Source organism: Streptomyces sp. P3, from assembly GCF_003032475.1.
In the GTDB taxonomy this organism is placed as follows: Bacteria; Actinomycetota; Actinomycetes; order Streptomycetales; family Streptomycetaceae; genus Streptomyces.
Map to the genome: position 1 here is coordinate 3818907 of NZ_CP028369.1, position 24709 is coordinate 3843615.

Genomic DNA, 24709 nt, shown 5'->3' on the forward strand with positions numbered 1-24709 from the left:
TATGCCAGCGGCGGCCCGGACCCTACAGCCAGCCCTGTTGGCGGGCCTCGCGCATGGCCTCCATACGGTTGCGGGCGCCCGTCTTGCCGATGGCGGAGGAGAGGTAGTTGCGGACCGTGGACTCCGAGAGGTGCAGCCGGGCCGCGATGTCGGCGACCGTCGCACCGTCGACGGAGGCGTTCAGGACGTCGCGCTCGCGGGCGGTGAGCGGGTTCGGGCCGGCGCCCAGCGCGGCCGCGGCGAGCGCCGGGTCCACGACCGTCTCACCCGCCAGCACCCGCCGGATCGCCTCCGCCAGCTCCTCCACCGGGCCGTCCTTGACCAGGAACCCGGCGGCCCCGGCCTCCATGGCGCGGCGCAGGTATCCGGGTCGGCCGAACGTGGTCAGGATCAGCACCCGGCAGTCGGGCGACTGCTCGCGCAGCTCGGCGGCGGCGTCCAGGCCGCTGATGCCGGGCAACTCGATGTCGAGGAGGGCGACGTCCGGGCGGTGGAGCAGCGCCGCCTCCACGATCCGGTCGCCCGCGCCGACCTGCGCGACCACCTCGATGTCGGCCTCCAGGCCCAGCAGCAGTGCCAGCGCCCCGCGCATCATGCCCTGGTCCTCGGCCAGCAGCACCCGGATGCACTTGGCGGGGCGTCGGTCTCGGGGCATCTCGTTCACGGGCCCACCCGGCGTCTCGGTCACGGCCCAAGATTAGGCCCGCCGGCCACGGACCGCGCCCCGTGCGGGGCTTCCGGAGTCACGGAGGACCGGACGTCGTCCCGGCCTCGCGTGCCGTCGCCGGCCCTGGCCCCCGCCGCGCCCCGGTCGCCGTGCTCGGCCGCCCGCCTGTCCGCGCCTCCGTCGGCGTCCTCGTCCGTCCGGCCGTCCTCGCCCACCCTGGTGTCAGCCTTCACCCTGGTGTCGGCCCCCACCCTGGCGTCCGCCGGCAGCTCCGCTGTGATCCGGAAGCCGCCGCGCGGTCCCCGGTCCGCCGTCAGCGAGCCGCCCGCCGCCGCCAGACGCTCGCGCAGCCCGGTCAGTCCGGTGCCGCCGCGTGCGCAGCAGTCCTCGACGTCCTCGCCCTCGCCGAGGCCGACCCCGTCGTCCGTCACCGTCAGCCGGACCCGGTCCGGGGCGCCGGACACCGTGATCGCACACCGGGTGGCCCCGCTGTGCCGCACGACGTTGGTGACCGCCTCGCGTACCACCCAGCCCAGCAGTGCCGCGGTCTGCGACTCCAGCGGAGGCCCGGAACGGGTCACCGTCGGTACGACGCCCGCCGCCGTCAGAGCCGAGCGGGCCCGCTCCAGCTCGGTGGCCAGGCTGCCCTCGCGGTAGCCGGTGACCGCCTCACGGATCTCGGTCAGCGCCTGACGGCCGACCGCCTCGATGTCCGTGACCTGGGAGAGCGCCGCGTCCATGTCGCGCGGCGCCAGCCGTCTGGCCGCCTCCGACTTCACCACGATCACGGAGAGCGTGTGGCCGAGCAGATCGTGCAGGTCACGGGAGAAGCGCAGCCGTTCCTCCTCCACCGCGCGCAGGGCCAGCTCCTCGCGGGCCGCGCGCAGCTCCCGCACCGCCTCGGAGAGGGAGAGGATCGCGGCTGTGACCATCGTCGAGATCCAGGTGGCGTAGGCGATGGTGAGTGCGCCCCAGCCGTCGTGGACGGAGGAGACCACACCCGCCAGGACGGCCACGGCGATGCCGAGACCGCGCAGCCGGGGCCCGCGCAGGACCGCGCCCGTCGCGAGGCCCAGCAGCGGGAAGAAGAGGAGCCAGTTGCCGCCGTAGCCGAGGGCGAGCGCGCAGGTCACGAGGCCCAGCAGGACCAGCGCCACCCGCGTGGACACCGCGTCGCGGGTCTCCTTCACGAAGGCGCGGAAGGCGACGTAGATGTAGAGGGAGTTGAACGTCAGCAGCCCGACGCCGCCGATCCACGGGTTGGGCGTCTCGCCCTGGAAGAGGTGGGAGAGCGCGCCCATCCCCATCAGCAGCCAGGGCAGCAGGGAGAAGCCGTTGGGCGGCGGACCGGGGTCCTCGGGGATCTGCCCGGCCTCGCGGGCGGCCTTCTGCTCGGCCCGGCGGCGGTTCTCGTCCTCCTTCCGGTACTGCTGCCGCTCGCTTCCCGTCCGCGGCGCCGAGCGCCGGACGGCCGTCCGGCAGGCGATCGCGCGCCGCCACTGCGCCGGTGATCTCGTCATGATGGTGTCCCCCGGTCCGCTGGTTTCGTGGTCCGGCCCGCTCCACCGGGGCGGGCCTGTCGTCGTCGACGCTACGTTTCCGGGGCCGCCGGCGGCAGAGCCGGATGTACGGACCCGGGCGGGACAAATGTCATCGGTCGCGGTGCCCGAGACGCCGTGCCCGAGACGCCGACGGCCTGCGCCCGGCGGCTCGACCGTCGCACCGCCATCACATCTGACATACCGTCAGTTGTCTTCACAACTCCGGAGGCCTGGGCTATACAGGGGGTCGCCGCGCTGGAACGCGTTCTAGATCTGCTCGCTCGGGCGGGTTCCGCGGCCCCGTGACGACCTCGGTGCGGCCGATCGGTGCGGACGGCCGTGCCGAGGTCTCCGAACGACGCGATCGAACCGGCCAGACGCGATCGAACCGGCCAGACTCGATCGATCAGGACCGATCCGACGCGACCCGATGCGATGCGATCCGGTGATCACGACGGATCCGAACGATCAGGAGTTTCATGCCCATCGACGCAGCCAAGGCGCTCGCCGCCGAACCCCGGACCGGCGAGATCACCTGGGACCGCCGGGACGTCCAGCTGTACCACCTCGGCATCGGCGCGGGCGTCCCGGCCACCGACCCCGACGAACTGCGCTACACGCTGGAATCCCGGCTGCACGTCCTGCCGAGTTTCGCCACCGTCGCCGGCTCCGGCTCGCCCGGAGTGATCAGCTCGCTGTCCATGCCCGGCGTCGAGGTCGACCTCGCGCGGGTCCTGCACGGCGGCCAGCGCCTGGAGATCCACCGTCCCATCCCCGCCGAGGGCCGGGCCACCGCCACCGGACGCATCGCCGGCGTCTACGACAAGGGCAGCGCCGCCGTCCTCGTCATGCGCACCGAGGTCGCCGACGAGGACGGGCCCCTGTGGACGAACGACGCCCAGATCTTCGTCCGCGGCGGGGGTGGCTGGGGCGGGGACCGCGGCCCGTCCGCCCGGCTCGAACCGCCCGCCGGAGAACCCGACAGGACGCTCGAGCGGCGCCTGCGCGAGGACCAGGCGCTCCTCTACCGCCTCTCCGGCGACTACAACCCCCTGCACGCCGATCCCGAGTTCGCGAAGCTCGCCGGGTTCGACCGGCCCATCCTGCACGGCCTGTGCACCTACGGCGTCACCCTGAAGGCGGTCGTCGACATCCTGCTCGACGGCGACGTCGGCCGGGTCCGCTCCTACGCCACGCGGTTCGCCGGAGTGGTGTACCCCGGGGAGACCCTGCGCATCCGGATGTGGCGCGGGGCGGGCGAGGTGCGCGCGGCCGTGAGCGCGGTGGAGCGGGACGACGCGCCGGTCCTCGCCGACACCGTCGTCCAGCACTCATAGCACTCATAGCACTCCCAGCGCTCATAGCACTCCCAGCGCTCGCCCGGCAGGGGACCGTCCGTCGCGCAGGAGAGCACCCGCCCACCACGCAGCAGAGCACCCGCCCGTCGCACATCAGGGGAACCGCCCGTCAGCACACCGCCTGTCACACCGCCCGTCAGGGGTCCGAGGGGAGCCGCACCATGCGCGCAGCCGTACTGCACGAGATCGGCCAGGACAAGCTGGAGGTCCACGACGACGTCGAGGCGGTGGGCTTCGGCCCCGGACGGGTCAGGATCCGGGTACGGGCCACCGGGCTGTGCCACTCGGACCTGTCCGCGATGGGCGGGGTGCTGCCCCAGCCCGCGCCCTTCGTGCCCGGCCACGAGGGTGCGGGCGAAGTGCTGGAGGTCGGCGAGGGCGTCACCCGGGTGAAGCCGGGCGACCGGGTCGTGGTCTGCTGGCTGCCGGCCTGCGGCGCCTGCCCCGCCTGCAAGCGCGGCCAGACCGAGCTGTGCCTGGCCGGCTTCATGAACGCCGGCACCCCCAACTTCCGCCGCCCGGGCGGCGACGTGTTCGGGTTCGCCGGCACCGGGACCTTCGCCGAGGAGGTCGTGGTCGACGCCGGCTGCGCGGTCCCGATCCCCGACGACGTCCCCTTCGACATCGCCGCCCTCATCGGCTGCGGGGTGACCACGGGACTGGGCGCCGCCCTCAACACGGCGGACGTGGAAGCGGGTTCGTCGGTCGCCGTCATCGGCTGCGGAGGCGTCGGCGTCTCCGCGATCCAGGGCGCGCGGCTCAAGGGCGCCGCCGAGATCGTCGCCGTCGACCCGGTCGCCTCGCGCCGGGAGGCCGCCCTGCGGTTCGGCGCCACGAAGGCCGTCTCGCCGGACGAGCTGCCCGGGACGAAGCAACTGGTCACCGGTGGGGAGGGGTTCGACTACGTCTTCGAGGTCGTCGGCCGCTCCGCCACCGCCCGCACCGCCTACGAGAACACCCGGCGCGGTGGCACCCTCGTCGTCGTCGGAGCGGGCGCCCTGGACGACTTCCTCCAGCTCAACATGTTCGAGCTGTTCTTCGACGAGAAGCGGATCCTGCCCTCGATGTACGGCGGCGGAGACGTCCTGCGCTCCTACGAGCGGACGATCGCCCTGTGGCGGGCCGGCCGCATCGACCTCGAGGGCCTGATCACCCACCGGGTGGCGCTCACCGAGATCAACGAGGCACTGGACCAGATGCGCACCGGTGCGGCACTCCGTACGTGCATAGAGATCTGAGGGGCGGTCGTCCGGATGTCACTGTCATCGCCGTCATCGCCACTGCCACCGCCACTCGAGGGACTGACCGCCATCGTCACGGGCGCCGGGCGCGGGCTCGGGCGGGCCGAGGCGCTGGAACTGGCCCGGCTCGGCGCGGCCGTCGTCGTCAACGACTACGGACAGCCCGGCCGTGACGGCTCCGGCGAGGCGTCGGCGGGGCCGGCTCAGGAGGTCGCGGCGGAGATCCGGGCCGCGGGTGGCGCCGCGCTCGCCCACACCGGGGACGTGTCCGACTTCCGGCAGGCCCGCGAACTCGTCCAGGCGGCGATCGGCGAGTTCGGCACGCTGGACGTCGTCGTCAACAACGCGGGCATCCTGCGCGACCGCATGGTCTTCTCCATGGCGGAGGAGGAGTGGGACTCGGTGATCCGGGTCCACCTCAAAGGCCACTTCAACACCACCCGCTTCGCCGCCGCGCACTGGCGTGAGCGTTCCAAGGCGGCCGGCGCCCCGGTGTACGGGCGGATCGTGAACACCTCGTCGGAGGCGTTCCTGGCCGGCTCCGCGGGGCAGCCCAACTACGCGGCGGCGAAGGGCGGGATCGTCGGCCTGACGACTTCCACGGCCCTCGCGCTCGCCAAGTACGGCGTGACGGCCAACGCGATCTGCCCGCGTGCCCGCACCCGGATGACGGCGGACGTCTTCGCCGGGTTCGAGCAGCCGGCCGACGGGCTCGACCCCCTCGCCCCCGAGCATGTCGCGCCACTCGTCGGCTACTTGGCGTCACCGGCCGCCGCGCGGATCAACGGACAGCTGCTCGTCGTGCACGGGGGCGTCGTTGCGGTCGTCGAACGGCCCCGGGTGGCGGCGAAGTTCGACAGCAAGCAGGACGCCTTCAGCTTCGACGAGCTGGACGCCGTCCTCGGCGGGTACTACGCGGACCGGCCGGACGGCGAGACGTTCGCGGCGGCCGAGGTGCTGGGCCTGCGACGCGGTTAGCCGGCCACGTCGAGAAGCGGTGCGCACGACGCCCGGGCATGCCCGCGGATGCCTGCATCCCCGCGCCGGCCGGTGCGGGGGCGGGCCTGAACGCCCACGACATGCGTGGGGGCCCCGCCGTCCATGGACGGCGGGGCCCCCACGGCGTACTGTCAGGCAGCCGCTTCGGTGTCGTCGGCCCTGTTGTCGGCCGGCCTGCGATGCCTGCCGTGAGGGGCCGAATCGGCCTCGTGGGCCGAGACCGGGCCCCGGTGGCGGCCGTGTCCGGCCGTCTCCTGGAAATCGGCGGTCGGCGCCTGCATGGTGCTTGTGTCGCTCATCGGAAGAATTCACCCCGTCAACATGATCTTTCTTTACAGCCGGGCGATTTTATCCGGCACACCGCGGGGCGAATCCAGGCAGCCACGCCAACCGCCGCTACTTCGTTACAAGTCGGCTGAGCGGGGCCTGCTGCAGGGGTACGGGACGGGCGGCGACGGCCTCCGGCTCCGGCGGGAGCCCGCCGGACGCGACCCCGCCGGACGCCTCCGCCTCGTACGACGACGCCCAGTACGGCGGAATCGCGTCAGGCGGTGTCCTGTCAGGCGGTGTCCTGTCAGGCGGTGCCGTGCTGTGCAGTGCCGTGCTGTGCGGTGTCGCCCCGTAAAGCATCGCCCCGTACGGCGTCGCCACACCGGGGTGTCGGGGGGACCCGGGTGCGGCGTCCTCGGCGGTCATGGGTGTGGGTGTGGGTGTGGGTGTGGGTGTGGCCGGAGCCGCCAGGGGAGCCACCCCGCAGGGTTCCGCCGCCGTGGTGTACGGCAGCCGCAGCACGCCGTCCGGCGTCCACAGTCCACTGCCCGCCAGCCAGCCTTCAGGCGCGGCCAGTTGGTGCAGTCGGCGTTCCGTGGGACGCCAGACGCCCACCCAGGCGCCGAAGGGGCCGTCGATGCGCAGCGCCACCGCGCACGCCTCCGGCACGAGGACCTGACCCGGCTGGATCGCGAAGGGCGTCAGCGCGAAGCCGGGCAGCCGCAGGGACTCCGGGAAGCGGACCGGCAGCATGCTGCCCACGACCCCCCAGCCCAGCCGGGCCTCTCCCGGCGAAGCGGCGTCCGAGCTGATCAGCAGCAGTCCGCTGTCCGGGTCGGCGAGCAGCAGACGGTCGTCGCTGTCGGCGGAGATCTGCAGCAGCGGCGACACCTCACCGCCCCGCTCCAGGTCCACCGCGACGGTCTTGGTCCGTCCGTCGGCCTCGCGGTCCAGCGCGAGCATGCGGCCGGTGCGGTCCAGCCACACGCCGCCGGAGCACCGGCCCGGGATGTCGGCCACGTGCTCGGGGCCGAAGGCGCCACCCGCGACCAGCCACACGGCCGTCGTCCAGCGGCCGACGGCGATGGCGTACGCGCGCTCGCCGCAGGGTGCCGGCGGCAGCAGGCGCAGCTCGACTCCGTCGTCCGGGCACTCGACGGCGCCCAGCGGCAGCTCCCCGGTGCCGGGTCCGGTCGGGTACAGCAGGGAGAAGGCGTGCCGTCCGTCGGTCGGCCGCCGGATCAGGACCCGGCCGTCGGCCATCGGCTGGACCTCCGTGCCGGGCTCCTCCGGCTGGTTGCCGGGCAGCGGCACGGCGTACGGCTCGGGGCCGTCCAGGGTCCAGCGCTCGGGGAACAGCGAGTCACCGTCCCCGGCGAGGCGTGCGGCGTAGGCGCCGTTCGCGGTCAGCACACAGGGCGCGGGGGGTGTGGCGCCGTAACCGTCGGCCGGTGCCGCCGCCGGGTGCTGCGTGCGCTGCGTGTGCCGGGCGGGCTGGGCGTGTCGGGCGGGCTGGGCGTGCCGCAGGGACTGGGTCTGCCGCGCGGGCTGGGCCTGTCGCGTGGGCAGGAGGGGCGTCGTCCCGGCGGTCATCGCCGTGATCACGCGCGCCCCGGACGCCGTCACGCGCCCCGCCACGGCGTTCGCGGGCGGCGCCACGTGTCGCACGGGTGTCGCCGATGCGACGTCCGAGGACGCCGTCACGCGCCCCGCGGGCTCGGCCGGTCCCGCGGCATACAGCGTCCGGTCGGCGGCACGCTCATCCGGAGCGTCCGGGAACTCCGGACCCTGCAACGGCTCCGTGGGCCCCAACGCCTCCGGAGGCTCCATCGGCTCCGGGAGCTGCAACGGCTCCGAAGCCCTCAGGGACTCCGGGCTCTCCCCGTCCGCGGGGCCCTCCCCGCCCTTCGGGTCAGCCTCTTCTTCCGGGTCCTCCCGGTCCTCCCCGTCCGCCGCGGTGGGCTCGATCACACAGGCCGGCATCGTCATAGTTCCGCCACCTCCGGCGACGAAGCTAGTTTTCGCACGCACAGGCGTGGGACCCACGGGCGGTCTTCTTCCCTCGTAAGAGTGGTGCAGAAGCGATTCTCCTGAGGGTCACGGAAGGCGTGTGCATGCCGAGGCGGCGGTACCTCCCCGCAGAACGGCCAGGTAGCCTTTCGTTCGTGCCCCGTCTGTCTGAAGTCATTGCCGCGCTGGACGATCTGTGGCCCTCCGAGCGGGCCGAGTCCTGGGACGCGGTCGGCACCGTCGTGGGCGATCCCGACCAGGAGGTCTCCCGGGTCCTCTTCGCCGTCGATCCCGTCCAGGAGATCGTCGAGGAGGCCGTGAAGCTCGACGCGGGCCTGCTCGTCACCCACCACCCGCTGTATCTGCGCGGAACGACGACCGTCGCGGCCTCCACGTTCAAGGGCCGCGTCGTGCACACCCTCATCAAGAACGACATCGCCCTGCACGTCGCGCACACCAACGCCGACAGCGCCGATCCCGGGGTGAGCGACGCCCTCGCCGGCGCGCTCGGACTGCGGGTCACAGGGCCCCTCGTACCCGATCCCGGCGACCCCGCGGGGCGGCGCGGTCTCGGCCGCGTCTGCGAGCTCGACCACCCGCTCACCGTCCGCGAACTCGCCGCCCGGGCCGCGGAACGGCTCCCCGCCACCGCGCAGGGCATCCGGGTGGCGGGCGATCCGGAGGCGCTCGTGCGGACCGTCGCCGTCAGCGGCGGCTCCGGGGACAGCCTTTTCGAGCAGGTCCGGGCCGCCGGCGTCGACGCCTTCCTCACCGCGGACCTGCGCCACCACCCCGTCTCCGAGGCCCGCGCCCACAGTCCTCTCGCGCTGCTCGACGCGGCGCACTGGGCCACCGAGTGGCCCTGGTGCGAGCTGGCCGCCGCCCAGCTCGACGAGATCTCCGACCGGAAGGGATGGGACCTGCGGGTCCACGTCTCCCGCACGGTCACCGACCCCTGGACCGCCCACGCGGCGTCCACCGCCACCTCTAGCTCAATGGGAGCCCCCAACTGAACGCCGCGCCCGCCGACCAGATCCGACTCCTCGACGTCCAGGGTCTCGACGTCCGTCTGCAGCAACTCGCGCACAAGCGCAGGTCTCTTCCCGAGCACGCCGAGATCGAGTCGCTGACCAAGGACCTCACCCAGCTGCGCGACCTCCTCGTGGCCGCCCAGACCGAGGAGAGCGACACCGCCCGCGAGCAGACCAAGGCCGAGCAGGACGTCGACCAGGTGCGCCAGCGCGCCACCCGTGACCAGCAGCGACTGGACTCCGGCGCCATCACCTCCCCGAAGGACCTCGAGAACCTGCAGCGGGAGATCGTCTCGCTCGCCAAGCGCCAGGGCGACCTCGAGGACGTCGTCCTGGAGGTCATGGAGCGCCGCGAGAGCGCCCAGGAGCGGGTCGCCGAGCTGACCGAGCGGGTCGGCTCCGTGCAGGGGAAGATCGACGACGCCACCGCGCGCCGGAACGCCTCCTTCGAGGAACTCGACGGCGAGGCCGCCACCGTCACCAAGGAGCGCGAGGTCGTCGCCGCCTCCCTGCCGGCCGATCTGCTCAAGCTCTACGACAAGCTGCGGGAGCAGCAGGGCGGCATCGGCGCGGCAAGACTCCACCAGCGCACCTGCCAGGGCTGCCGTCAGGAGCTGGCCATCACCGACATCAACGAGATCCGCTCGGCCGCGCCCGACACGGTCGTACGGTGCGAGAACTGCCGCCGCATCCTCGTGCGCACGTCCGAGTCGGGGCTGTAACCGGTAAGGGGCCTGCATCGTGCGGGAGTTCATCGTCGAGGCAGACGGGGGGTCCCGGGGCAACCCGGGGCCCGCGGGCTACGGCAGCGTGGTGATCGACGCGACGACGGGGGAGACGCTCGTCGAGCGGGCCGAGTTCATCGGCGTCGCCACCAACAACGTGGCCGAGTACCGGGGGCTGCTGGCCGGACTGCGCGCCGCCCGCGAACTCGACCCTTCGGCGAGGGTGCGCGTCCGCATGGACTCCAAGCTGGTCGTCGAGCAGATGTCGGGCCGCTGGAAGATCAAGCATCCCGACATGAAGCCGCTCGCGGCGGAGGCGGCCCGGGTGCTGCCGTCCGGGCAGGTCGCCTACGAGTGGATCCCGCGCGAGCAGAACAAGCACGCCGACCGCCTCGCGAACGAGGCGATGGACGCGGGCAGGCGGGGCGAACAGTGGAACGAGGGCGCGTCACGAGCCGCGCTCGACGCCCGGTCCGCCGTCGCCCCGGCCGTCCCGGTGCCGTCCGGGCCCCCCGGCGACGCCGTCGCGGGCGCGGCGAAGGCCCGCGAGGCCCTGAGCCGGGCGGCGGCGGAAAGAATTTCGGAAGGTGCTGCGGACGCGTCGCCGGGCAGCGAAGCGGAAACGGTTCCGGAAGGCGCTGCGCAAAGCGGCGCGAGTGCGGCCGCGGGAAGCCGCGTGGAAGCGGTTGCGGAAGGTCGTTCCGCAGGCTGCGGGGAAACGGGTTCGGAAGCGGTTGCGGGAGGCGGTTTCGGAGCCGTCCGGGAAACGGGTTCGGAAGCGGTTGCGGGAGGCGGTTCTGGAGCCGTCCGGGAAACGGGTTCGAAAGCGGTTGCCCGAGGCCGCGAGGGCACCGCGCCGGGAATGCGTGTGGAAGCCGTTGCTGAAGATGTGCGGAGAACCGTTGTGGAAGCCGTTGCCAAGCCTGGCCCCAAGACCGGCGACGACGTGCGCGCCGCCCGCGCGGTCGCTCGGTCCACCGCAGCCGCAGCCGTACCCGCAGCTGCAACCTCCGCCCCCGTCGGCCCCGCCGCTGCCCCGACCGTCGGCTGGGGTGCCGCTCCCGATCTCGGGGCACCGGCGACCTTCGTGCTGTTGCGGCACGGTGAGACGCCCCTGACTCCGCAGAAGCGGTTCTCCGGCAGCGGCGGTACCGATCCCTCGCTCTCGGACGTCGGCAGGGGACAGGCCGAGCGGGTCGCCGCCGCGCTCGCCCGGCGCGGCACGGTCCAGCACGTCCTCGCCTCCCCGCTGGCCCGTACCCGTGAGACGGCCGGCATCGTGGCCGCCCGCCTAGGCCTGGACGTCACCGTCGAGGGCGGGCTGATCGAGACGGACTTCGGCGCCTGGGAGGGGCTGACCTTCGGCGAGGTCCGCGAACGCCACCCGGACGACCTGACCGCCTGGCTCGCAGACCCTGAGGCCGAGCCGACCGGTGGCGGCGAGAGCTTCGCGGCCACCGCCGTCAGGATCGCCGCGGCCCGCGACCGGCTGGTCGCCGCGTACGCCGGCCGCACGGTCCTCATGGTCACCCATGTGACCCCGATCAAGACCCTCGTGCGGCTCGCCCTCGGCGCACCGCCGGAGTCCCTGTTCCGCATGGAACTGTCGGCGGCCTCGTTGTCGGCCGTGGCCTACTACGCGGACGGGAACGCGAGCGTCCGGCTCTTCAACGACACGTCCCACCTGCGGTCCTGAGGCGGGCGCGGTCCTCGGCGCGGACGAGGTACCGAGGGCTCACGACGACCTGAGGGCTGACGAGGACCTGGGGGCTGACGCGGTCCTGAAGGCTGACGAGGACCGGGGGGCTGACGAGGTCCTGAAGGCTGACGCGGTGCGGGCGAGCCCCTCGATCCGCGGCCAGTCCCGGTCCGCGACCGCGTCCGCCGGAACCATCCAACTCCCTCCCACACAGCCGACGTTGGGCAGCGCGAGGTATTCGGCCGCGTTCTTCGGGTCGATGCCGCCCGTCGGGCAGAAACGGGCCTGGGGGAGCGGTCCGGCGAGCGAACGCAGATATGCCGTGCCGCCCGCCGCCTGTGCCGGGAAGAACTTCATCTCCCGCACGCCCCGTTCCAGCAGCGCCACGACCTCCGACGTCGTCGACACCCCGGGCAGGAAGGGCAGCCCGGACGCGAGCAACGCCGTCAGCAGGACGTCCGTCCAGCCGGGGCTCACCAGGAACCGGGCCCCGGCCGTCCCGCACGCCGTCACCTGTTCCGGCGTGATCACCGTGCCCGCCCCGACGACGGCCTCAGGCACCGCCCCGGAGATCTCCCTGATCGCGTCGAGCGCGGCCGGCGTCCGCAAGGTGACCTCGATGGCGGGCAGCCCGCCGGCCACCAGCGCCCGGGCCAGCGGCACCGCGTCGGCGGCGTCCTCGACCACCACGACGGGCACGACGGGGGCCGGGGTCAGATCCAGTACCGAGGCAGCCACAGCGGGGGGCGCAGGCGAGGTCACGCGCCTCATCCTGCTCCCGGCATGCAGCACGCGCAAAGGTCGTTGCGCATACCGCAATACATCGAAGTGCGGTCCGTGGGCTGAGGGCTGAGGGCTGCGGTCCGTGGGCTGCGGGCCGCGGTCTGCTGGCCGCGGGTGGACGGCGATGGGTGGACGAGTGCGCCGTGCCGCGCGCTGCCGTGCTCTCGGCACACGGCTGCCGCGGCCCTCGGTCAGTGCACCTCGTCCACCAGGACGTCCAGCGTCCGGGCCGTGCCCGTCCGGGCGGGGGCCTGCTCCTCCACCACGTACCCGAGGTCCCGCAGGGCCTCCACCAGCTCCGCCGGACCCTTCGGGGCGATCCCCGCCGTCAGCAGGCTCCGTACGATCCGCCCCTTCGTCGCCTTGTTGAAGTGGCTGACGACCTTCCGCGTCGGCGCGTGCAACACCCGCACGCTCGCCGTCCGCGCCGCGACCTCGCCCCTCGGCTTCCACGCCGCCGCGTACGCCGCCGATCGCAGGTCCAGCACCAGTCCGCCCGCGGCGGCCTCCGTCAGCGCGGACTCCATCGGGGTGCGCCAGTGCGCGCCCAGCGGACCGAGCCCGGGCAGCCGCACGCCCATCGAGCAGCGGTAGGACGGGATCCGGTCCGTCACGCGGACGGCGCCCCACAGCCCGGAGAAGACGAGGATCGACCTGGCCGCGCGCCGCTTCGCCGCCGCGTCGAGGGAGGCCAGCCCGAGGGAGTCGTACAGGACACCGGTGTAGATCTCCCCGGCGGGGCGCGCCCCCGCCGTCCGCAGTCGCGTGTTCTTCGCGATCTCGCCGCGCAGCCCCTCGCTCAGTCCGAGCACCTCGCGCGCCTTCTCCTCGTCGGCCGCGCACAACTCGACCAACTCGTCGAGGACTGCCTCACGGGCCGCGCCCAGCCCCGGCAGTGACAGGGCCTCCGGCTTGAGCGGGGCACCGCGTCCGGAGGACGCCTTGCCTTCGGATGGCGGCAGCAGGACCAGCACGGGACATCTCCTTCGGTAGAGCTCTGCTGCGCCAGCGTACGGCGTGCCGCACACCGGCCTTCGCCCCGCTTCGACGCCCGCATCGCCGTCGCAGTCGCAGTCGGGTGGGCGACGACGGCTCCCCGAGGTGCTGTCCCGCGGGGAGCCGTCGTCGCCCGACTGCTGCCCCCTCTCCCCGCACCACCCGCCGACACCATCGCCCGCGCTCGCCAGCCCCGGCTGCGGGCTGAAGGGGGTGTCGACGAGGAGATATCGGTGGTGGAGTCGCCTGTCGCCTGTCGCCTGTCGCCTGACGCCTGACGCCCACCACCCACCGCCTGACGCCCACCGCCTGACGCCCACCGCCCACCGCCCGACGCCCACCGCCCGACGGCCATCGGGTGCGGACCAGTGCCGCGTTCGAGGTATGTGGGGGCGTCCCGGCATCTCCGGGGGCCACTCGCCGCGCTCACCCTTGACGGCTAACGGCGTTAGCCGTATGGTCGTGACATCGAGTCGGCTAACATCGTTAGCCCGATGGTTCGCACCACCGAGATTCAGTGGACGACGTCCAGGGGGCAGACATGAGCACGGCCACCACCAGCACGCGTATCAGTTCGCGCACCGGCTCGCGCAGCAACTTGCGCACCGGCTCCGGCTTCCGCAGCGTCCGACGCGCGGCCTGGCTGGCGAACGCCGTGTTCTGGTCGGCGTTCGCGGTACTGGAGTCCGTGAACCACGGCTGGCTCGCGGGCGGTCTCGCCCTCGTCTTCCTGATCCTGCCGGACCTCATGTTCCTGATCGGCCTCGGCGACGCGCCCCGCATGGCGAAAGGGCAGCTCCCGCCTCGGGCGGTGCCGTACTACAACACGATGCACCGCGCCGTGGTCCCGCTCGCTCTCATGGTCCTCTACACATTCGGGCCGTTCGTCGCCTGGCCCCCGCTGTTCGCGGCCCTGTGCGGCTGGCTCGCCCACATCTCGTACGACCGCGCGTTCGGCTACGGACTGCGCACCAAGGAGGGCTTCCAGGGTGACTGAGCGGCTCACGCCCCGCGCCCGCGAGATCGCGGCGGCCGCCCGGACCCTCCTGGAGGACTCCGGGCCCGCCGCGCTCACGATGCGCGCGCTCGCCGACCACCTCGGCATCAAGGCACCCTCTCTCTACAAGCACTTCCCCGACAAGCACGCCGTAGAGGTCGAACTGGTCGCGCAGATGCTGCAGGAGTCGGCGGCGGCGCTGGAGGCGGCCCAGACGCGCGAGCCGGGCTCCCTGCCCGCACTGGCACAGGCGTACCGCGCCTACGCCCTCGCCCACCCCCACCTCTACTGCCTGGCCACGGAACGCCCGCTGCCGCGCGCGGCCCTGCCCACCGGCCTGGAGGACCGGGCCGCGATGCCCCTGCTGCTGGCCTGTGACGGCGACCTGGACCTGGCGCGTGCGATCTGGGCCTTCGCCCACGGCATGGTGGTCCTGGAGATCCACGGCCGGTTTCCGGACGACGCCGACCTCCCGGCGGCATGGACACGCGGCCTGAAGGCGTTGCAGCGTTAGGTGCCTGGGTGCCTGGGTGCCTGGGTGCCTGGGTGCCTGGGTGGCCCGGAAGCCCAGGTGCCAGGAAGCCCAGGTGCCAGGAAGTCCAGGTGCCGGGGAGCCGGGAAAACCAGGTGCCAGGGAGAGCCGGCAGCCCAGGAGTCCTGGAGTCCAGGAGCCCAGGAGTCCCGGTACCCAAGAGGTACGAGGTCGCGAAGGCGCGGGCCGCGAGAGTACGCAGGGGGTGTCGGATGGGCCGTGAACAGGCGTCGTGGACCAGGGCGCGGCTGGGCCGTCACGGGCCGCCCCTCGACCTGCTCACCGCCCGCTTCGAGCGGCACGTCTACGCCCCGCACGCCCACGAGGAGTTCACCGTCGGCGTCTGCGTGGGCGGCTCGGAGATCATCGACTACCGCGGCGGCCACATCCGGACCGGTCCCGGCTCCGTCGTCGTCCTGGCCCCGGGCGAGACGCACACCGGCGGCCCGGGCGACGCCGTCGGCGGTTACGCCTACCGCGCGTTGTACGCAGGCCCCGCCCTCCTCACCGAGGGAACCCTCGGCGGTGTGCCGCACTTCCGTGAGCCTCTCCTCGACGACCCCGAACTGGCCACCGCTCTGCGCCGGGCGCACACGGACCTGTCCGCCTGCCCCGACCCGCTGGAGGCCGAGTCGCGCCTCCCGTGGCTGCTGACGGCCCTCGCCCGCCGTCACTCCACGGCCCGTCCGGTGTGCGACGCGATCCCCGGCGCCGAGCACATAGCCCGCGCCGTGCGGGCCCGCCTCGCCGACGAACTCCTCGCCCCGCCCTCACTGGCCGACCTGGCGACGGACCTGGGCCTGTCCCGCTACCAGCTCCTGCGCGCCTTCCGTACGACGACCGGCATGCCGCCGTACGCCTGGCTCGCCCAGCACCGGGTCGCCCGGGCCCGTGGCCTGCTGGAGTCGGGGCTGCGCCCCGCGGAGGTCGCCGGCCTGGTCGGCTTCGCGGACCAGGCACACCTCACCCGCTGGTTCCGTCGCGTCCTAGGCGTCACCCCGGCGGCGTACCGCAACAGCGTTCAAGACACCTGACCCGGGCCGCGTCGACACTGCGGGCATGACTGCACGCGGCTGGTTCCTGTTCTCCCTGATGGGAGTGATCTGGGGCATCCCCTATCTGTTGATCAAGGTTGCGGTGGAGGACCTCTCCCCGTCCATGGTGGTGTTCGTGCGCTGTGCGCTCGGCGCCCTCCTCCTGCTCCCGTTCGCACTCCGCCAGGGCGGCCTGATCAGCACCGTGCGGACGCACTGGGCGCCCATGCTGGCCTTCGCGTGCATCGAGATCATCGGCCCGTGGTTCACCCTCACGGACGCCGAACGGCACCTGTCGAGCTCCACCGCCGGCCTGCTGATCGCGGGCGTCCCGATCGTCGGAGTGCTGGCCGCCCGCTTCCTCGGCGACGCGGAGGTGCTGGGCGTACGCCGTGTCGCGGGCCTCGCCCTGGGCCTGGCCGGCGTCGGGGTCCTCACGGTCCCGCACCTGACGGGAGGGGACGCCCGCTCACTCGGTGAGGTCCTGCTGACGGTGCTGGGCTACGCCACGGCCCCCCTGATCGCGGCCCGCCGGCTGAAGGACGTCCCCACCCTCCAGCTCATCGTCCCCTGCCTGACCCTGGCGGCACTCGTCTACGCCCCGGCGGCGGCAGCCACCCGGCCCGCCGAACTCCCTGCCCCGTCGGTGCTGGCGGCGCTCGCGGGTCTCGGCGTCCTCTGCACGGCGGTGGCCTTCGTCGGCTTCCTGGAACTGATCAGGGAGATAGGCCCCACCCGCTCGACGGTCATCACCTACGTGAATCCGGCGGTCGCGGTGGCGGCAGGAGCCCTTTTCCTGAACGAGCGCCTGACGGCCGGCATCCTCGCCGCGTTCGCGCTGATCCTGGCGGGCTCCGTCCTGGCGACGGCGTCGAGCCCGAAGCGCGACGCGGCCCCGGGGCCGAGGCCGAGGCCAGAGGTGGCCTCGGGCGAGGTGCGCGACGCGGTCTCGGGCCCGAAGCGCGGCCGTCGCCCGGTACCATGGTCGACACGGCAGACGAGCCGGGCGGGCGGCCGCGTGGAGTCCCTCACGGGACTTCCCGAGGAACGTCCGGGCTCCACAGGGCAGGGTGATGGCTAACGGCCACCCGGGGTGACCCGCGGGACAGTGCCACAGAAAACAGACCGCCGGGGACCTCGGTCCCCGGTAAGGGTGAAACGGTGGTGTAAGAGACCACCAGTGCCCAGGGCGACCTGGGCAGCTAGGTAAACCCCACCCGGAGCAAGGTCAAAAGGAAGCACCCCGGTGTTTCTGCGCGGACGTTCGAGGGCTGCCCGCCCGAGTCTGCGGGTAGACCGCACGAGGCCGGCGGCAACGCCGGCCCTAGATGGATGGCCGTCACCGAGGCCCTCGCGAGAGACCTCGGCACAGAACCCGGCGTACAGCCCGACTCGTCTGTCGCTACCTGGGGCTTTGCCTTGGAAAGGGCCTCTGATCTGCGACGGAGGCCCTTTCTGATCTTTCAGGAGCTTGCCGCGTTAGGCGGCAAAAAGTCCCTCGGAAGTCCCTCAGACAGAGCTGAAAGTCCCTGAAAAGTCCCTGGAGCGGAGGGGTGGATGACGCCTCTGAGCTGGTTCGGGTCGATGGGACGTCACGCTGTCGCTCTACCCCGCAGTTTGCAACTGCCGTGAGGTAGGAGGTGGTCTGCGGTGGAGTGTTCGTGGTCTGGGGCCTGTGCACTCGTAATGCGTAGGTCTCGGGTTCGAATCCCGAAGGCGGCTCACCCTGGGACTCAATCGCCGTGACCTGGGGTTATGCGCTGACCTTGCGAGGCCGGAATGCGATGATCTTCACGCCCTCCTGTGAGCCCGAAGTGAGCCCAGGAGTCGGGGCGGGGGCCCGCGGGACCGCGGCGGTGTGCACGGTCCGGCCGAGAGTACTCGCGGTGGTGGCGCCGCGGGTGTGCCGGCCGCTGCGCCGAACAACGCCGGGTCTTGCAACGGCTCGACGATGTTCCGCTCGATCGTTTGCAGTGACCGCCCGGCAATCAGGACCAGCCCGGACGCCGGCGCGGGGCGGACCGCAAGAAGGAACGCCAGCAGTGAGGCGATGGTCTTCGGGACCGTACGGAGTCGTGCCCCAGGTTGATGCGGGCGGTTGCCTGCCGGATGAGTCGAGTTGCTTGGTGGACAGCGGGGCGGCACGGACACGGTCAGCCCTCCCCGCTGTCACCTCCGGCCGGTCCGAGCAGGGCGTCGGCGAGGCTGTCGAGCATCGATCCGCCCGCGCTGGCGTGGCCGCTGCCGCGCGACAACTCGGTGACCCGGGCGAGCACTTCGGTGAGTGCGCGTGCGGCGGTGGAATGGTCCCGCGCGGTCTCAGCGCCAGCTGCGCGGGCGACCTGGCCGAGGGCGCCGTCGAGTGCCTCGTCGGCGAGCAGTTCGCGCCGCTCGGCGGACGTTGGCTGCGACAACTCGGGCGCCGCCGAAGAACGTCAGCCTCAATTCGATGGCGATCTTCGAAGCCGTCGACCCGCTGCGTCCGAGCGCGTTGGCCATGGCATTACGGCTGTGGCCGGCAGCATGCAACTCTCTTAATCTGACCAGCTCTTGATGGGTAATCGGATTTTTTATGAGGCACCTCCAAGCGGTCGGCTATGGTCACGCGTTTCTCTCCGGTGGCACAGGGGGGCACTCTGAGTGAGACTGGAACTGTCGGACCGTGAGGAGAGAAGATGTTGACTTGCAGCCGAACGGCCACCACACTGGATGCAAAAATGCTCGCTGGATTGATCGTTCCCGACTGGATCTCGGACGAAAAGCTGCGAGAAATATCCGGTCAAGATGTGGCCAATGAAATCGGCGGCAGGTGTCTGCTGCGGTACCTTCGCCCTGAGCAGATGGGGTCATTTTTTGCTGGCACCAGTAGAAAACAGTATGTGACACCTACCGCGTACACGCCGGATGAGGCGTCGAGGTGGCTTGCACTTGTCTTCCCTTGGATTTTGAGGAGACACGTCCTGCTTATCGATCCCAAAAAAATCGACAGACCTGTTCGAGGACCTCGGGCCATCGCGGGCGGTTTCGGGATCGAGTACGTTCTGCCGGAAGGATTTTCGGCTGAGGCAATTGCGAACCCAGGGTTCGATCTGGAGGTAACGTGACCGGCAGCACCGCGGATCTCGAAGAGCGTGTCGCGGAAACGGTAAAGACCGTGCACAACGCTATTCCTCGTGACATGCTTAAGAAGCACGAGTACGAGCTAACGAGTGAAGCGGCTGAGCGTCATGGCGCCACGCAATGGACTTGGCATCGCGAGAATGACGCGGACGAGAGCGCTGGATTTCATAGGCATGTCTCGTTGGCCTTGCTGGTGAAAGTCGACGGCTCGATCGACTCGGCCGAATTTTGGATCGGTGCGAGCATGGGTAAGCGGATTGTGCGCCGATGTGTTTTCTCGCGACCGCTTGAGCTCTATCGCGTGGATAGTGAGCTTGAGGAGCTCCTGGATCCCACGATCGCCGCCGCGAATGCACTCACTCCCGATGACCTCCAAGAAACGCGCCCCTTCGAGGTTAGTGACGAGGTTCGCTGAATCGGGCGATGTGCGGAGTCAGTAGAAGTGCCTGCGCACGCCGGAAGCGCCTCCAACGTTAGATCACGGAACGGTAACGGCGCAAGCCTGTTCGCTGATCAGCCGCTCCGCCGAGCGTGAGCTGCTGGCCGCCCTCGCTCCACAGCCACTCGGCCGCCTGCCAGGTGTTGGACTCGGTGGGGACTGGGTCGGCGGTGAGCGTGGCGTTCTCGTCCGCGCGGGCCGTGTTGAGCCGCTCGGCGCGCTCGCACAGGCGGCACACCCGCGCGTGAGCTGCACCCTGTTTCGTAGAGTCCCTGATGCCAGGGTTACGATCCTGGCGAGGAGAACCACGTCGCCAGCACCGCGGAAGTACCCCGACGAGCTGCGTGAGCGCGCGATCCGCGAGGTCCGCGCCACTGGTCGTCTCGTCGCGCACGTCGCGAAGGACCTCGGCGTCCACAAGGAGGGCCTGCGACAGTGGATCCGCCAGGCCGAGGCGGACGCCGGGGAACGGGACGACCGGCTGAGCACGGCGGAACTCGAAGAACTCAAGCAACTTCGCAAAGAGAACGCCGAGTCTGGTCGAGGAGGAGGCCGACGATCCGGTCGTAGGACTCCAGCGCGATCTGTTTGAGCCGGGCGAAGATGCCGAGCGCAGGAGCTGCAGCACTTGTCCATGACGATCTGGTCACTGATGCGTGGGCGGTGGCAGCCCAGGGGATACTCCGGCCGCTGGGGCAGCAGGGCTGCGAATTGGCCCCAGAGTGGTTCGGTCAGCCATGATGGCAGTACAGGCACAGGTCTCCCCGTTGATCACAGAGCGTCGCAACTCCATGATCGCCAAGACCTGTGCCTGTCTTGCAGCCGGGGTGGCACCTCCAGCTCTATCTGCGCGGCCTTTTTGTAGAAGTCGACCCGCGTACCACAACTCGCTGAAGCGTCGAGGCGTCTTGCCGGACGTGCCTGCGGACGGACTGTCCTCACGCGGCTCTTGTCGCGTGGAAGGCTTCTTTCCACTGAGGCCGCTACCGAGGTGAGGTTGTCGTCATGGCGCGTCGCAATCCCGAACGTCCGGTGTACGGATTCACGGTTGCGGCTGCTGTCGGCGCTGTCCCGGCTGCACGTCGCCAAGTTGTCTTGCTGGCACAGGACTTGGGTCTTCCGTTGTCGGACCAGATCCTGGAGACCGTCGAGTTGCTGGCTGGCGAGGTGATCGCCAATGCCGTCCTGTACACGGAGGCTCCATGTGAGGTCTCTGTGACCTCGGCCGGTGAGCGGCTTCGTGTCGAGGTCACGGACACGGACGCATCGTTGCCGCGCGTAGTTGAGGCTGGACCGAATGACGAAAGCGGTCGGGGCCTTCAGCTTGTGAAGGCATTGTCAGACGCCTGGGGGACGCGACCGGAACCGCCGGGCAAGACGACATGGTTCGAGATCATGCTGGAGCCGTCGACCGACGGCTTGGGCGACAACTCCGTCGATGCACCGCCCTCGCCTCGTGCGGATGAAGCCGCCGTGCGACGAACTGAGTGCCAGGCTCGTATGACGTCGCCGACCAGCTCGGGGTCGTCGTTCGTCCCAGCAGCCCCTGGGAAGCGGCGCCAAGCTGCCTGAGGCCGTGGTCCGAAACGGGCGAACCCTGCGGTCCGGTCGCCATCGCCGAAGGCTGGGCGCGCATCGCCGCCACTGAGCGGCCTCCGTGTGTGGGGAGGTGCGCCATCATCCACTACGACGGGGCCTGACCTCTGAACGACGAAGTCAGTCCGGGCACCGCTCGTAGTGCAGCCCGGGGGCGCGGTCGAGGTTGAGGATGAAACTGTCAATCAATGCCCCGGAGTCGCCCCTCGGTTTGATTGGCAGTGCAAGTGTGTAGCCGTCCGCCGTGTACGTCGTGGAGCTGGTGCGGGCCAGACGGTCGCGGGTGCCGCGCCGCCAAAGGTAGAGGGATCCTCCGCTGCTGGTCAGGCGCACGGTGCCAGGTACCTCCCCGCAGGCGTATGTGCCGACCGGTGTATGCGGCGCATCCTGCTCAGCCTTGCGGTCATCCGCCGCAGTAATTTTCGGCGTCGACTGGGCGCGAAGGACACGGGACAGGAGTTGGCTCGGGGCGGTCCTGGGGTGGCGGGTGAGGTCGGCCATGGCGGTGGCAGTGACGTGGTCGGCTGCGACGCCGGAGTGGTTGGACAGGCAGACGATGCGGAGCCCGGTGCTGGTGAGGCGGGCGGCAGCGGAGAAGCCCTGCTCGTGACCGTAGTGGAAGACGGCGGTGCGGCCGGGGCGCCCATCGGCGTAAAGGCCGGCTCCGTACGTGAACGGGGCGTGGTCGCTGGGCCGGTAGCTGAGGTGTTGCCCGAACGGGAGCGTGCTTTCCGGTGTCGTCTGCCATTCGTGCCAGAGGTGGCCGAGCCAGCGGTCCAGGTCAGTGGCGGTGCACCACAGCGAGCCTGGGCCGGGCAGAGTGACCGGGCGCTGCTGGTGGACCCAACCGGTGGCGGTGCGTCGGTAGCTGGACGCGGCGCCGGGGATGACCTCACGCGGATCACTCTTGAAGCGGGCGGAGGACATACCGAGCGGGGCGAAGACCTGTTGCTTGGCGATCTCCTGCAGCGAGGCGCCGTGAACGTGCCTCAGGACCTCCGCCACTAGGAGGTAACCCGTGTTGCTGTAGAGGAACCGGCCCGGTTCCACGGCCCGGTCGCGCTGGCGGTAGGCCAGTTGCAGCAGGTCGTCGGCGGTGTAGTGGTCGAGGTCACGGAAGCCGGCGAGGGAGAGCAGGGATTCGGCGTCGCGGACGCCGCCGTGGTGCTGGATGAGTTCGGCGACGGTCACGCCGGGGACGCGGAAGCGGGGCAGGACGCTGTCCACGGCGCGGTCGAGCTGGAGGAGCCCGTCACGGGCGGCGCGCACACACAGGTACGCGGTGATCTGCTTGGCGACAGAGCCGACGTTGAAGGCGGCTTTCTCTGCGATGGGCGTGTCCAGTTCGAGACTGGCTGCCCCAGCGTGCGCCTGCATCGCCGGTTCGTCGGCTGGGTGGATGCGCAGGACGAGACCAGGTTCCGACGTTCCGTCTGCGGGCTTGATGGCTGTGGAGGCTGTAAGGGAGGGGGAGTTGTTCACAGGCCGAGGGCCTCTTGGTGTACGGCGTATAGACGCTGCCGCAGGCCGGGGTCCGAGACGAGGGAGAGCGCGTCGGCGTGGTCGTTGGCGGTCGTGGAAAGGAGTCCGCGTTGCTGGTTCAGATAGGCGGCCAAGAAACGGTGTACGTCCCCGGTGGTCTCCTCCAGGACACGGGCGGTGTAGATCATGGTCAGGGGGAAGGCCCAGCAGGCGTGTAGGAAGCCGAAGGCGGGGCGCATCGTTTTCTTCCACGGGGAGTGGAACCGCGCCTCGTCGCTGATCTTGCAGGCGGTCGCGGCCAGGGCGTCGTTGAGCCAGTTGTGGCCTGCCTCGTGGATGAGATCGCGGGCAAGGACGACGGGGTCGCCGACGTGGTCGCAGAAGATGGTGCCGGGAAGACGGGTAATGGTCCAACTGTCGAGAGTGTCGCCGATCCTCTTGCGGCGCAGCAGACAGACGACGACGGCGTGGTCTGCCAGCAGGGAAGCGAATCCGCTCCGGGAGCCGGCGGCGCACGCGGCGGTGACCAGTTCCCGTAGGGCCGGCGGGGCAGCGGTGGTGTCGGGGCCCAGCACGTAGTACGGGGTCTCGGAGACCCCCGAGCGAGGCAAGCGGTCCAGGTCGGGAGCGACCACGACGCGCGGGCCGACGACCGTGTGCGTGGACAGTGCCTGGGTGTCCGCGTCCGGGCGGGTGCCGTACCAGTCGAAGACGGCGACGTCGCGCGCTCGGGCGGCGGCCTCGGCACCCTCAAGGACGTGGTGGGCCAGGCAGTAGTCGACGGCGACCGCCGACGGCACCTCTGTCTCGGCCGGATGCTGAGCGGCGGACTGCATGAGGGTGCGGATCTGGCGGGTGCGGTCGCGGTGCAGGGTCCGGATCGGCGCGAACGAGAAGTCGATGGTGGATGCGTCCACGGGGCGGGTCCTTCCGACGGGGCTGGGCCTGGGGCCGGACCAAGTGGTGGCCCGGCCCCAGATGGTGCTCACCTGTGCTCTGCTGCCGGTGTGGTGCGTGGAGCTCAGGCCGCGTCGGAGACCGCGGAGGCCTCGGTGGTCGGCCATCCCTCGGCGGAGACGCTGGAGGTGTGAGCGGTGGTGCGGACGGTCTCGTCCTCGCCGCGCAGGTCGTCCACGGCGGCGAGGAAGGCGCTGATCTGGTCGTTGTCCATGAGGGTGCTTGTCCTTTCCAGACGGAGATGTTGGGACCGTGCACTGGGTGGCACCGCGTGGTGCGGCGGCGAGCGGGCGGTGGGCACTGCGCTCTCCTTCCTGCAGAGTGGGTCAGTGACCGCGCTGGGCAAGCGCGGTGGCTGGGGTGGCTGTTCGCCGGAGGGCATCGCGCAGATCGCTCATCGTCGGCCGGTCCTCCGGCGCGTGGGCGAGGGCTGCGGAGATCACCGATCGGAGGGTGGCGGGGGCGGCGTCGAGCTGCGAGTGGCCGTGGCGGGGGATGTCAGCGCATACGAAGCGGTAGACCAGAACCCCGAGGCTGAAGACGTCGGCGGCGGGGGTGGCGCGGTCGTAGGAGGTCGAGTACTCCGGCGGCCAGTGGACCTCCGGGCCCCGCCTGGCCGGCCCGCGCGGAGTGTCGACTCGGCGAGCGGCTCCGAGATCGGTGATCAGTCCGTGGCCGGCGCGGACGAGTACGTTCTCCTGGTAAACGTCGCGGTGCACGATCCCGCGTTCGTGAAGGGTCCGCAGCCCTTCGGCGACGTCGGCCAGGACGCACAGGCCGAAGGCCACGTTCTCGCCGAGGCCAGCGGTGGCGGCGGCGAGTCTGGGCTGGAAGTTGCCGTCGGCGCAGTAGGGCATCGTGTACCAGTCGAACCGATCGGCGCTGCCCTCCTCCAGCAGTGGCACGACGTGGTCGGCGTTCGTGGCGGCCCGGGCGACGTCGATCTCGTGGCGGAAGTCCTCCCGGGTCAGAGCCCGTTCGGCCTCGGTCATCGCCGCGTACCAGTAGAACCCATAGGCAGCTCTGCGGTCCTCCTCGTCGAGTTCGGCCAGGACGTGATTGCCGCCGAAGCCGGCCTTGAGGACCACCGGAGCCGCACTGCCGTGGCTGACGAGCACCAAGGTGCTGGCCCGGGTGAACGAGAGCAGGTCGTGCACCTCCCACCCGGCGGAACGGATCTGGTCGAGAACCCAGGAAGCGGGATGCAGCGGATGAAGTCGCATGGTGCGGCT

25 protein-coding genes, 1 other RNA gene and 2 pseudogenes are annotated in these 24709 nt (G+C 71.2%); 15 read left to right on the plus strand and 13 right to left on the minus strand.

The genetic code is table 11. The features are described from left to right. Window positions 1-22 precede the first annotated feature (22 nt). Window positions 23-655, minus strand: coding sequence for a response regulator transcription factor (locus tag C6376_RS17110; protein WP_107449017.1), 633 nt, complete (start codon window positions 653-655; stop codon window positions 23-25). Window positions 656-684: 29 nt separating this feature from the next. Then, a complete protein-coding gene (locus tag C6376_RS17115) occupies window positions 685-2187 on the minus strand; it encodes a sensor histidine kinase (RefSeq protein WP_107444212.1) in 1503 nt (500 codons plus the stop codon). A gap of 500 nt (window positions 2188-2687) precedes the next feature. Between C6376_RS17115 and C6376_RS17120 the strand changes: the two genes are divergently transcribed. The 3 genes from C6376_RS17120 to C6376_RS17130 all read left to right on the plus strand — a co-directional run bounded on the left by C6376_RS17120 (window position 2688) and on the right by C6376_RS17130 (window position 5785). Continuing rightward, on the plus strand, window positions 2688-3545 hold the full coding sequence (locus C6376_RS17120; RefSeq protein WP_107444213.1) for a MaoC/PaaZ C-terminal domain-containing protein: 858 nt from the start codon (window positions 2688-2690) through the stop codon (window positions 3543-3545). Window positions 3546-3727: 182 nt separating this feature from the next. Further along, window positions 3728-4804, plus strand: coding sequence for a Zn-dependent alcohol dehydrogenase (locus tag C6376_RS17125; RefSeq protein ID WP_107444214.1), 1077 nt, complete (start codon window positions 3728-3730; stop codon window positions 4802-4804). A gap of 42 nt (window positions 4805-4846) precedes the next feature. After that, window positions 4847-5785 (plus strand): 3-oxoacyl-ACP reductase, encoded by a 939-nt coding sequence (locus tag C6376_RS17130; protein WP_107449018.1) that lies wholly within the window; start codon window positions 4847-4849, stop codon window positions 5783-5785. A gap of 152 nt (window positions 5786-5937) precedes the next feature. Here C6376_RS17130 and C6376_RS44455 read toward each other — a convergent pair whose 3' ends face one another. Both C6376_RS44455 and C6376_RS17135 read right to left on the minus strand, forming a co-directional pair. Further along, complete coding sequence (locus C6376_RS44455; protein ID WP_173985663.1) at window positions 5938-6105, minus strand: hypothetical protein; 168 nt, start codon at window positions 6103-6105, stop codon at window positions 5938-5940. A 97-nt stretch (window positions 6106-6202) separates the two neighbouring features. After that, window positions 6203-8065, minus strand: coding sequence for a hypothetical protein (locus C6376_RS17135; protein ID WP_319594046.1), 1863 nt, complete (start codon window positions 8063-8065; stop codon window positions 6203-6205). Between the two features lie 176 nt (window positions 8066-8241). Here C6376_RS17135 and C6376_RS17140 point away from each other — a divergent pair, with 176 nt between their 5' ends. Genes C6376_RS17140 through C6376_RS17150 form a run of 3 tightly spaced genes read left to right on the plus strand, consistent with a single transcriptional unit; the run spans window position 8242 to window position 11538 of the window. After that, entirely contained in the window at window positions 8242-9099 is an 858-nt protein-coding gene (locus tag C6376_RS17140; protein ID WP_107444215.1) for a Nif3-like dinuclear metal center hexameric protein, read from the plus strand. Continuing rightward, window positions 9096-9839, plus strand: coding sequence for a zinc ribbon domain-containing protein (locus tag C6376_RS17145; RefSeq protein ID WP_107444216.1), 744 nt, complete (start codon window positions 9096-9098; stop codon window positions 9837-9839). The genes C6376_RS17140 and C6376_RS17145 overlap by 4 nt, the downstream gene beginning before the upstream one ends. 19 nt (window positions 9840-9858) lie before the next feature. Then, a complete protein-coding gene (locus C6376_RS17150; protein ID WP_107444217.1) occupies window positions 9859-11538 on the plus strand; it encodes a bifunctional RNase H/acid phosphatase in 1680 nt (559 codons plus the stop codon). 39 nt (window positions 11539-11577) lie between these two features. Here C6376_RS17150 and eda read toward each other — a convergent pair whose 3' ends face one another. Together eda and yaaA are read right to left on the minus strand one after the other, a co-directional pair. Beyond that, window positions 11578-12303: a bifunctional 4-hydroxy-2-oxoglutarate aldolase/2-dehydro-3-deoxy-phosphogluconate aldolase gene (gene eda, locus C6376_RS17155; RefSeq protein ID WP_301554698.1), complete on the minus strand. Its 726-nt coding sequence runs from the start codon at window positions 12301-12303 to the stop codon at window positions 11578-11580. Window positions 12304-12515: 212 nt separating this feature from the next. Beyond that, the gene (gene yaaA / locus C6376_RS17160) at window positions 12516-13298 is read right to left on the minus strand and encodes a peroxide stress protein YaaA (protein ID WP_107444218.1); all 783 of its coding nucleotides are present in this window, start codon (window positions 13296-13298) and stop codon (window positions 12516-12518) included. A gap of 563 nt (window positions 13299-13861) precedes the next feature. Here yaaA and C6376_RS17170 point away from each other — a divergent pair. The 5 genes and pseudogenes from C6376_RS17170 to rnpB all read left to right on the plus strand — a co-directional run bounded on the left by C6376_RS17170 (window position 13862) and on the right by rnpB (window position 17282). Next, window positions 13862-14317 (plus strand): DUF4260 family protein, encoded by a 456-nt coding sequence (locus C6376_RS17170; protein ID WP_107449019.1) that lies wholly within the window; start codon window positions 13862-13864, stop codon window positions 14315-14317. Then, window positions 14310-14831: a TetR/AcrR family transcriptional regulator gene (locus C6376_RS17175; protein WP_107444219.1), complete on the plus strand. Its 522-nt coding sequence runs from the start codon at window positions 14310-14312 to the stop codon at window positions 14829-14831. Before C6376_RS17170 ends, C6376_RS17175 begins: the two co-directional genes overlap by 8 nt. A gap of 230 nt (window positions 14832-15061) precedes the next feature. Next, on the plus strand, window positions 15062-15883 hold the full coding sequence (locus C6376_RS17180; protein ID WP_107444220.1) for an AraC family transcriptional regulator: 822 nt from the start codon (window positions 15062-15064) through the stop codon (window positions 15881-15883). A 25-nt stretch (window positions 15884-15908) separates the two neighbouring features. Further along, window positions 15909-16736: pseudogene (locus C6376_RS46400) on the plus strand (DMT family transporter); the annotation flags it as partial. Between the two features lie 145 nt (window positions 16737-16881). Beyond that, window positions 16882-17282: RNase P RNA component class A (gene rnpB, locus C6376_RS17195), an RNA gene on the plus strand. 754 nt (window positions 17283-18036) lie between these two features. Here rnpB and C6376_RS17205 read toward each other — a convergent pair. Then, on the minus strand, window positions 18037-18297 hold the full coding sequence (locus tag C6376_RS17205; RefSeq protein ID WP_107444222.1) for a hypothetical protein: 261 nt from the start codon (window positions 18295-18297) through the stop codon (window positions 18037-18039). A 261-nt stretch (window positions 18298-18558) separates the two neighbouring features. Between C6376_RS17205 and C6376_RS43845 the strand changes: the two genes are divergently transcribed. Further along, window positions 18559-18987, plus strand: coding sequence for a hypothetical protein (locus C6376_RS43845; RefSeq protein WP_159083214.1), 429 nt, complete (start codon window positions 18559-18561; stop codon window positions 18985-18987). After that, window positions 18984-19418, plus strand: a complete 435-nt coding sequence (locus C6376_RS17210) for a hypothetical protein (protein ID WP_107444223.1) — start codon at window positions 18984-18986, stop codon at window positions 19416-19418. The genes C6376_RS43845 and C6376_RS17210 overlap by 4 nt, the downstream gene beginning before the upstream one ends. 58 nt (window positions 19419-19476) lie before the next feature. On the opposite strand, the gene C6376_RS43850 is transcribed toward C6376_RS17210, so the two are convergent. Further along, window positions 19477-19680, minus strand: a complete 204-nt coding sequence (locus C6376_RS43850) for a hypothetical protein (protein WP_159083215.1) — start codon at window positions 19678-19680, stop codon at window positions 19477-19479. A gap of 6 nt (window positions 19681-19686) precedes the next feature. Between C6376_RS43850 and C6376_RS46405 the strand changes: the two genes are divergently transcribed. Then, window positions 19687-20034, plus strand: a complete 348-nt coding sequence (locus C6376_RS46405; RefSeq protein ID WP_159083216.1) for a transposase — start codon at window positions 19687-19689, stop codon at window positions 20032-20034. Here C6376_RS46405 and C6376_RS17220 read toward each other — a convergent pair. Continuing rightward, a pseudogene (locus C6376_RS17220) lies at window positions 19979-20198 on the minus strand (IS5/IS1182 family transposase); the annotation flags it as partial. The gene C6376_RS46405 and the pseudogene C6376_RS17220 sit on opposite strands and share 56 nt — an antisense overlap. 249 nt (window positions 20199-20447) lie before the next feature. Between C6376_RS17220 and C6376_RS17225 the strand changes: the two are divergent. Then, window positions 20448-21014 carry an ATP-binding protein gene (locus tag C6376_RS17225; protein ID WP_107444225.1) on the plus strand — a complete coding sequence of 189 codons (567 nt, stop codon included), beginning with the start codon at window positions 20448-20450 and terminating at the stop codon, window positions 21012-21014. A gap of 144 nt (window positions 21015-21158) precedes the next feature. Here the strand turns inward: C6376_RS17225 and C6376_RS17230 are convergent, their stop codons facing one another. The 4 genes from C6376_RS17230 to C6376_RS17240 all read right to left on the minus strand — a co-directional run bounded on the left by C6376_RS17230 (window position 21159) and on the right by C6376_RS17240 (window position 24700). Further along, window positions 21159-22520 carry a serine hydrolase gene (locus tag C6376_RS17230; protein ID WP_159083217.1) on the minus strand — a complete coding sequence of 454 codons (1362 nt, stop codon included), beginning with the start codon at window positions 22518-22520 and terminating at the stop codon, window positions 21159-21161. Then, a complete protein-coding gene (locus C6376_RS17235) occupies window positions 22517-23437 on the minus strand; it encodes an HEXXH motif-containing putative peptide modification protein (RefSeq protein ID WP_159083218.1) in 921 nt (306 codons plus the stop codon). The genes C6376_RS17230 and C6376_RS17235 overlap by 4 nt, the downstream gene beginning before the upstream one ends. A gap of 104 nt (window positions 23438-23541) precedes the next feature. Continuing rightward, window positions 23542-23691 carry a hypothetical protein gene (locus tag C6376_RS44460; RefSeq protein ID WP_173985664.1) on the minus strand — a complete coding sequence of 50 codons (150 nt, stop codon included), beginning with the start codon at window positions 23689-23691 and terminating at the stop codon, window positions 23542-23544. A 112-nt stretch (window positions 23692-23803) separates the two neighbouring features. Beyond that, on the minus strand, window positions 23804-24700 hold the full coding sequence (locus C6376_RS17240) for a protein kinase family protein (RefSeq protein WP_107444228.1): 897 nt from the start codon (window positions 24698-24700) through the stop codon (window positions 23804-23806). Window positions 24701-24709 lie beyond the last annotated feature (9 nt).